This is a genomic window from Streptomyces sp. NPDC002690 (genome assembly GCF_053592415.1).
This window is the reverse complement of the sequence record NZ_JBSFVR010000397.1, coordinates 1-6,714: the sequence shown is the minus strand read 5'-3', so window position 1 is coordinate 6,714 and position 6,714 is coordinate 1. Positions and strand designations below refer to the sequence as shown.

Genomic DNA, 6,714 nt, shown 5'->3' with positions numbered 1-6,714 from the left:
CGGACCGCTTCGAATCCGGGCGCCACCGTGCCCCGTACGTCCACGCCTGTTTCCGCGCTCCCGCTCATCCCCCCATCCTGCATGGCCGCGCGGGTCCGACGGGGGGCGGGTCACCTGCTGTTTACGGTCACGGAACCTGGATCGAAGCCGAAGGGCAGCTCCAGCCGGTGCGCGCGCATGAGTTCCTCGTCGAGGAGGAGGTCCTGCGTACGGTCGTCGGCGGCGATGACGCCGTCGCTGAGGATGACGGCGCGGGGGCAGAGCTCCAGGGCGTACGGCAGGTCGTGGGTGACCATCAGGACGGTGACGTCCAGGGAGCGGAGGATGTCGGCGAGTTCGCGGCGGGAGGCCGGGTCCAGGTTGGAGGACGGCTCGTCGAGGACGAGGATCTCGGGCTCCATGGCGAGGACGGTGGCGACGGCCACCCGGCGGCGCTGCCCGAAGGAGAGATGGTGCGGCGGGCGGTCGGCGTACTCGGCCATGCCGACCTGGGTGAGGGCTGCGGTGACCCGGGCCTCCAGTTCGGCTCCACGCAGTCCGGAGGCGGCGGGGCCGAAGGCGACGTCCTCGCGGACGGTGGGCATGAACAGCTGGTCGTCGGGGTCCTGGAAGACGATGCCGACGCGGCGGCGGATCTCCGCGAGGTTCCGCTTCTCGACCGGGAGCCCGGCGACGCGGACGGTTCCGGCGCCCGCTTCGAGGATGCCGTTGAGGTGCAGGACGAGGGTGGTCTTCCCGGCGCCGTTGGGGCCGAGCAGCGCGACGCGTTCGCCCCGGGCGACGGTCAGGTCCACGCCGAAGAGCGCCTGGTGCCCGTCGGGGTAGGCGTAGGCGAGGCCGCCGACTTCGAGTGACGGCGGCACGGGGGCGGGGGTCTGGCCGGCGGGTGTCGGGCTGTTCATGTGTTCATCCCAGCAGACGTGCGGAAGGGTAAGCAAAGGTGCGGGGTGCGCGTCCGGCGGTCACAGGGCCCAGCCGAGGAGGCAGACCGCGAGGGCGGGCAGTGGGAGGGCCGCCGCGTACGCCCACTGGGTGCGGGAGGCCGTCACCTCGTCGATGACGGGCATGGTGCCCGCGTACCCCCGGCTGACCATCGCCAGGTGGACCCGCTCGCCGCGTTCGTAGGAGCGGATGAAGAGGGCGCCGGCCGACTTGGCGAGGACGCCCCACTGGCGTACGCCGCGCGCCTCGAAGCCGCGGGAGCGGCGGGCGACGGACATCCGGCGCATCTCGTCGGTGATGACGTCCCCGTACCGGATCATGAAGGACGCGATCTGGACGAGGAGCGGGGGCAGCCTGAGCCGCTGGAGGCCCAGCAGCAGGGCGCGGAGTTCGGTGGTGGAGGCGAGGATCACCGAGGCGGCGACGCCGAGGGTGCCCTTGGCGAGGACGTTCCAGGCGCCCCAGAGTCCGGCCACGCTCAGGTGGAGGCCGAGGAACTCGGTCCGCTCCCCCGGTACGACGAACGGCATGAGCAGCGCGAACGCCACGAATGGGACCTCGATGACGAGGCGTTTCAGCAGGAACCCGGCCGGCATCCGGGCCGCCGCCGCGACGGCTGCGAGAAGCACCGCGTAGAGCGCGAACGCCCACACCGCCTCGCGCGGGGTGGAGACCACGACGAGTACGAAGCAGAAGACGGCGGCCAGCTTGCAGTGCGGGGGCAGCGCGTGGACGGGTGAGTGTCCCTGCCGGTAGAGGCGGTGGGCGTGGCCCGATCCCATCCCCGGCTCAGACCTTCTCGGCGAGCGGGGCGGTGGCGGGTCCGGCCTGCACGTCCGTGTCGTCGTTCCGGCGGCGGCGGATCGCCCAGAACACCGTGCCGCCCACGACGACGGTCACGCCGACGCCGATGACCCCGGCGAGGCCACCGGAGAGGCGGGCGTCGTCCACGTCCTTGACGCCGTAGTCGGCGAGCGGGGAGTCGGCGGAGGCGTGCTCCTCGACCTTCCGGTCGATGCCCTTGTCGGTGGCGACCTTCTCCAGGCCGTCGGGGCTGGAGGAGGCGTAGTACGAGACGACACCGGCCAGCACGAGCGCGGTGAGCAGGCCGGCGGCGAGCAGACCGCGCGTGGAGCGGGTCGCGACACCGACTGCGGGCTTCACGGCGGGGGCGGCAGGGGCCGCGTCGATCAGCTGCCCGTCGACGCGGAGCTTGAGCGGCGCGGCGAAACCCTTGGCGCCGTGCACCAGGTCGGGGCGGACCGCGATGACGGCGCCGACCGTGGCGGCGGTGATGACGGCTTCACCGATGCCGATGAGGACGTGCACGCCGACCATCGCCTTGAAGACCTCGCCGATGGGGATGTCGGTGGTGCCGCCGATCCAGTACATGAGCGTGAAGGCGACGGCGGCGGCGGGTACGGAGACCAGCGCGGCGACGAAGGAGGCGACCGTGACGGTGGACCGGCGGCGCGGCAGGGCCCGCATCAGCAGGCGGAAGACCACGTAGCCGACGACGGTGGTGACGACGCCCATGTCCGTGATGTTGACGCCGAGGGCGGTGAGGCCGCCGTCCGCGAAGAGGATGCCCTGCATGAGGAGCACCACGGTGACACAGAGGACCCCGGTGTAGGGCCCGACGAGTATCGCGGCCAGCGCCCCGCCGAGGAGATGCCCGCTGGTGCCGGCGGCGACCGGGAAGTTCAGCATCTGCACGGCGAAGATGAAGGCGGCCATCAGCCCGGCGAGCGGAGCGGTGCGCTCGCCCAGCTCGCGGCGGGCGCCGCGCAGGCTGACCGCGACGGCGCCCGCGGCGACGACTCCGGTGGCCACGGAGACAGGTGCGTTGATGAAACCGTCGGGTACATGCATGGAAGGGCTCCGCTTCTGCGGGGTCGGCGAGGACAGGGGCTGCGACCAGGTCTGCGACCTGAGCCCACCGTGAACCCGCCAATCATAGGGTTTTCTTGCGAATGATGCGCAAGAGCGCATTCCCTACATTTACGCGCGGCACACGCGCCGTGAAATATGGGACATTAGATTACAAAGCGTCAATAACAGGAGGAGTCGGCCGATGTCCCCCGTGATCGAAGAACACACCCGGGCCCGTCTCATCACCGACGGCCCGCTCACGCGCCCGGTCCCGGTCGACCTGCGCTACGACGCCGACGGCGACCCCGGCACCGTCCACCTCGTCTTCGACGGCGGCGCCGACTGGGCGCTCCGCCGCGAACTGCTGGAGGACGGCATGAACGCGCCCGTCGAGAGCGGCCAGGTGCGCCTCTGGCCCGCCGGGCGGGCGCAGTTGGTGCTGGAGCTGCACTCGACCGGCGGAGTCGAGGTCTTCCAGATCGAGAACGCCGCGCTCCAACGCTTCCTCGGCCGCACCCACACCGAGGCCGCCCCGCCCGCCGCCGCCGGACGCTGAGCCCGCACCGCACCGCACCGCACCGCACCGCACTGCACCGCACTGCCCGAACCCCGCACCCCGCACTGTCCGCGCGTATGCCGAAAGCCCCCGTGCCGCTCGCACGGGGGCTTTCGTCGCACCGGCACCCGTCCCCACAGATGTCGGTGCGTCCCGGTACCGCGCCCCGCTCAGGCGCGGCCCCGGAGTCCGGTGGGGCCGCCGGGCCGTTGGGCCCGGCGGCCCGGGGGGTCAAACGGCCGCCGGGGGTCAGACCCGGCTCAGCTCGCGTTCGCCGCCGGCCGGTCCCTCGCCGCCGCCGGTCTCGGCGGGGACGTGCTTGGCCAGCCCCTCGCCCTCGACGTCGACGTTGGGCAGGATGCGGTCCAGCCAGCGCGGGAGCCACCAGGCCCGCTTGCCCAGCAGGGCGAGCACGGCGGGGACGATCGCCATGCGGACCACGAAGGCGTCGAAGAAGACGGCGATCGCGAGACCGAAACCGATCATCTTGATCATCGACTCGGTGGCGCCGATGAAGCCGCCGAAGACCGCCATCATGATGACGGCCGCCGCCGTGACCACACGGGCCCCGTGCTTGAAACCGGTCTCGATGGCCTGGTGCGGGGTCTCCCCATGGACGAACGCCTCCCGCATGCGGGTGACGAGGAAGACCTCGTAGTCCATGGCCAGACCGAAGACCACACCGACCATGAAGATCGGCATCATCGACATGATCGGGCCGGTGGTCTCCACACCCAGCAGCGACGCGAGCCAGCCCCACTGGAAGACCGCGACGACCGCGCCGAGCGCCGCCACGACCGAGAGCAGGAACCCGAGGGCCGCCTTCAGCGGGACGAGGATCGAGCGGAAGACCAGGATCAGGAGGAGGAAGGCCAGGCCGACGACGAGCCCCAGGTAGGGGATCAGCGCGTCGTTCATCCTCTGCGAGAAGTCGATGTTCATCGCGGTGGCCCCGGTGACCAGGACCTCGGCGCCGGTGTCGCTCTTGATGTGCTCACCCGCGTCGCGGATCGAGTGCACGAGCTCCTCGGTACCGGTCGAGCTGGGCCGGTCCTTCGGGATGACGGTGATCGTCGCGGTGTCACCGGCGGGGTTGAAGACGGCCGGGGTGACGGCGGTGACGTGACCCAGGGACTCGATCTCGTCGGTGACCTGCTTCACGGCGGTCTTGCCGTCCGAGCTGTGCCGGGTGTCGACGACGACCATCAGCGGCCCGTTGAAGCCGGGGCCGAAGCCGTCCGACAGCATGTCGTACGCCTGACGCTGCGTGGTGCTCTTGGGCTGGGAGCCGTCGTCCGGCAGGCCCATCTCCAGCGAGGTGGCCGGCAGCGCGATGGCACCGAGGCCGAGGACGCCGACCACCAGGACCCACACGGGGCGGCGCAGCACGAACCGGGCCCAGCGGGTCCCGCCGTTCGGCTTGGCGTCGGGACGGTTCGCGGCGGCCGCGGCGTTGCGCGCCTTGCGGCCCATGATCCGCTTGCCCGCGAAGCCCATCAGGGCCGGAACCAGGGTGAGGGCGATGAGGACGGCGACGACGACCGTGCCGGCGGCGGCGAGGCCCATCTTGGTGAGCATGGGCACGTTGACGACGGAGAGGCCCGCGAGCGCGATGACGACGGTCAGCCCGGCGAAGACGACGGCGGAGCCGGCGGTGCCGACCGCCCGCCCGGCGGCTTCCTCGCGTTCCCGTCCCTCGGCCAGTTCGGCCCGGTAGCGGGAGACGATGAAGAGCGCGTAGTCGATGCCGACCGCGAGGCCGATCATCATCGCGAGGGTGGAGGTGGTGGTGCCGAGGTCCAGCGCGTTCGCGAGTGCCGTGATCGACGCGACGCCGATGCCGACGCCGACGATCGCGGTCAGCAGCGGGAGTCCGGCGGCCACGAGCGAGCCCAGGGTGACGACGAGCACCACTGCGGCGAGGACGATCCCGATGACCTCGGTGGCGCCGCCTTCGGCGCCCGCTTCGAGCGCGTCACCGCCGAGGGCCACGGTCATCCCGCTCGCCTCGGCGTGGTCGCCCGTCTTCTCCAGGGCGTCCCGGGTCGCGTCGGTGAGGCTGGTGGACGCGGCGTCGTAGGAGACGGTGATGTACGCGGTCGAACCGTCCTTGCTGACGGCGTTGGCCGTGAACGGGTCGGTCACCGAGGCGACCTGGTCGGAGCCGCTCTTCAGCTCTCCGACGATCTTCTCGACCTCGGCCTTGTTGGCCGGGTCGGCCATCTTCTGCCCGTCCGGGACCTGGAAGACGACCCGGGCGGTGGCGCCGTCGGCGTGGGAGGCGGGGAAGCGCTGGTCCAGCAGGTCGAAGGCCTTCTGCGCCTCCGTGCCCGGTATGGAGAAGGAGCTGGCCGCGGGGGTGGCCGCGGTGGCGGCACCGACGCCGGCGATGGCCAGCAGGGCGACCCAGATGAGGGCGACGTAGCCCCGCTTGCGGAACGCGAGGCGTCCGATTTTGTAAAGGAATGTGGCCACGGAGGCGGACTCCCGGTCAAGTCGTGTGCGGGAAATTCGGCATGAGGAACCAGCCCGACGACGAGAGCGGCGTGTCAGGTGGAGCGGTGGGGAGCGGACCGCCGGGGAGCGGCCGGGGACGTCAGACGCCGAGGGCCTGGAGGACCACGGAGTCGACATATTCGAGGAGGAAAGCCTGGTCCACGGGGCGGCCGTCGACCAGTTGCCGGGCGGCGAACGCGCCGATCAGCATGTGGGGTACGTATTTGAGCGCCGGATTGTCCGGATTCAGCTCGCCCCGCTCCACACCCCTGCGCAGCAGTGCGGCGAGACCGGAGAGCTCCGGCTCGACCAGCAGCTCGCGCAGGGCCTGGTGCAGATCGGGATTGTCGTGGACGGCATGGCTCAGACCCCGCATCAGCGCGGAGTCCTGTTCCATGCGACAGTCGTCGGTACGGGTCACGACGGCGAGGAAGTCTCCCCGCACCGAGCCCGTGTCGATGTCGGCCAGCCGCACCGGCTTGTTGTGCCGCATCGCGGTCACCACCAGCTCGGGCTTGCTCCCCCACTGGCGGTAGAGGGTCGCCTTGCTGGAGTGGGTGCGGGCCGCGACGGCGTCCATGGTCAGGGCGTCGTAGCCGACCTCGCGGAGCAGGTCGAGGACGGCCGCGAACAGCTCGCTCTCGCGTTCAGGCGTGAGCCTGGTGCGTGCCATGGGCGCCGACCTCCTTCCGTACTCCGGGCCACGGTTCGCTCACAGGAACGAAACCGTTTCGTACACCTGAGCCTACGTCGACCGCCAAGCGAAACGGGACCGTTTCGCTTGTGGGGTGTGCCACACGTTTTCCGCGTCACGAGTTGCCCCGGGCCCCGCGCACCGAAAGCATGGG

The 6,714-nt window shown here is 71.2% G+C and carries 6 protein-coding genes; 1 reads left to right on the top strand and 5 read right to left on the bottom strand.

Annotation, left to right across the window (positions count from 1 at the left end; translation table 11 throughout):
- Nucleotides 1-110: 110 nt before the first annotated feature.
- The 3 genes from ACWD3D_RS31575 to ACWD3D_RS31565 are packed head-to-tail and all read right to left on the bottom strand — an operon-like array spanning nucleotide 111 to nucleotide 2,814.
- On the bottom strand, nucleotides 111-902 hold the full coding sequence (locus tag ACWD3D_RS31575; protein WP_451464167.1) for an energy-coupling factor ABC transporter ATP-binding protein: 792 nt from the start codon (nucleotides 900-902) through the stop codon (nucleotides 111-113).
- A gap of 60 nt (nucleotides 903-962) precedes the next feature.
- The gene (cbiQ, locus tag ACWD3D_RS31570; RefSeq protein ID WP_451464166.1) at nucleotides 963-1,724 is read right to left on the bottom strand and encodes a cobalt ECF transporter T component CbiQ; all 762 of its coding nucleotides are present in this window, start codon (nucleotides 1,722-1,724) and stop codon (nucleotides 963-965) included.
- 7 nt (nucleotides 1,725-1,731) lie between these two features.
- Entirely contained in the window at nucleotides 1,732-2,814 is a 1,083-nt protein-coding gene (locus ACWD3D_RS31565) for an energy-coupling factor ABC transporter permease (protein WP_451464165.1), read from the bottom strand.
- A 202-nt stretch (nucleotides 2,815-3,016) separates the two neighbouring features.
- Here ACWD3D_RS31565 and ACWD3D_RS31560 point away from each other — a divergent pair, with 202 nt between their 5' ends.
- Nucleotides 3,017-3,370, top strand: coding sequence for an SsgA family sporulation/cell division regulator (locus ACWD3D_RS31560; RefSeq protein WP_451464164.1), 354 nt, complete (start codon nucleotides 3,017-3,019; stop codon nucleotides 3,368-3,370).
- Nucleotides 3,371-3,619: 249 nt separating this feature from the next.
- Here ACWD3D_RS31560 and ACWD3D_RS31555 read toward each other — a convergent pair whose 3' ends face one another.
- Together ACWD3D_RS31555 and ACWD3D_RS31550 are read right to left on the bottom strand one after the other, a co-directional pair.
- Nucleotides 3,620-5,845: an MMPL family transporter gene (locus tag ACWD3D_RS31555; RefSeq protein ID WP_451464163.1), complete on the bottom strand. Its 2,226-nt coding sequence runs from the start codon at nucleotides 5,843-5,845 to the stop codon at nucleotides 3,620-3,622.
- A 121-nt stretch (nucleotides 5,846-5,966) separates the two neighbouring features.
- On the bottom strand, nucleotides 5,967-6,539 hold the full coding sequence (locus ACWD3D_RS31550; protein WP_387375375.1) for a TetR/AcrR family transcriptional regulator: 573 nt from the start codon (nucleotides 6,537-6,539) through the stop codon (nucleotides 5,967-5,969).
- Nucleotides 6,540-6,714: the final 175 nt, after the last annotated feature.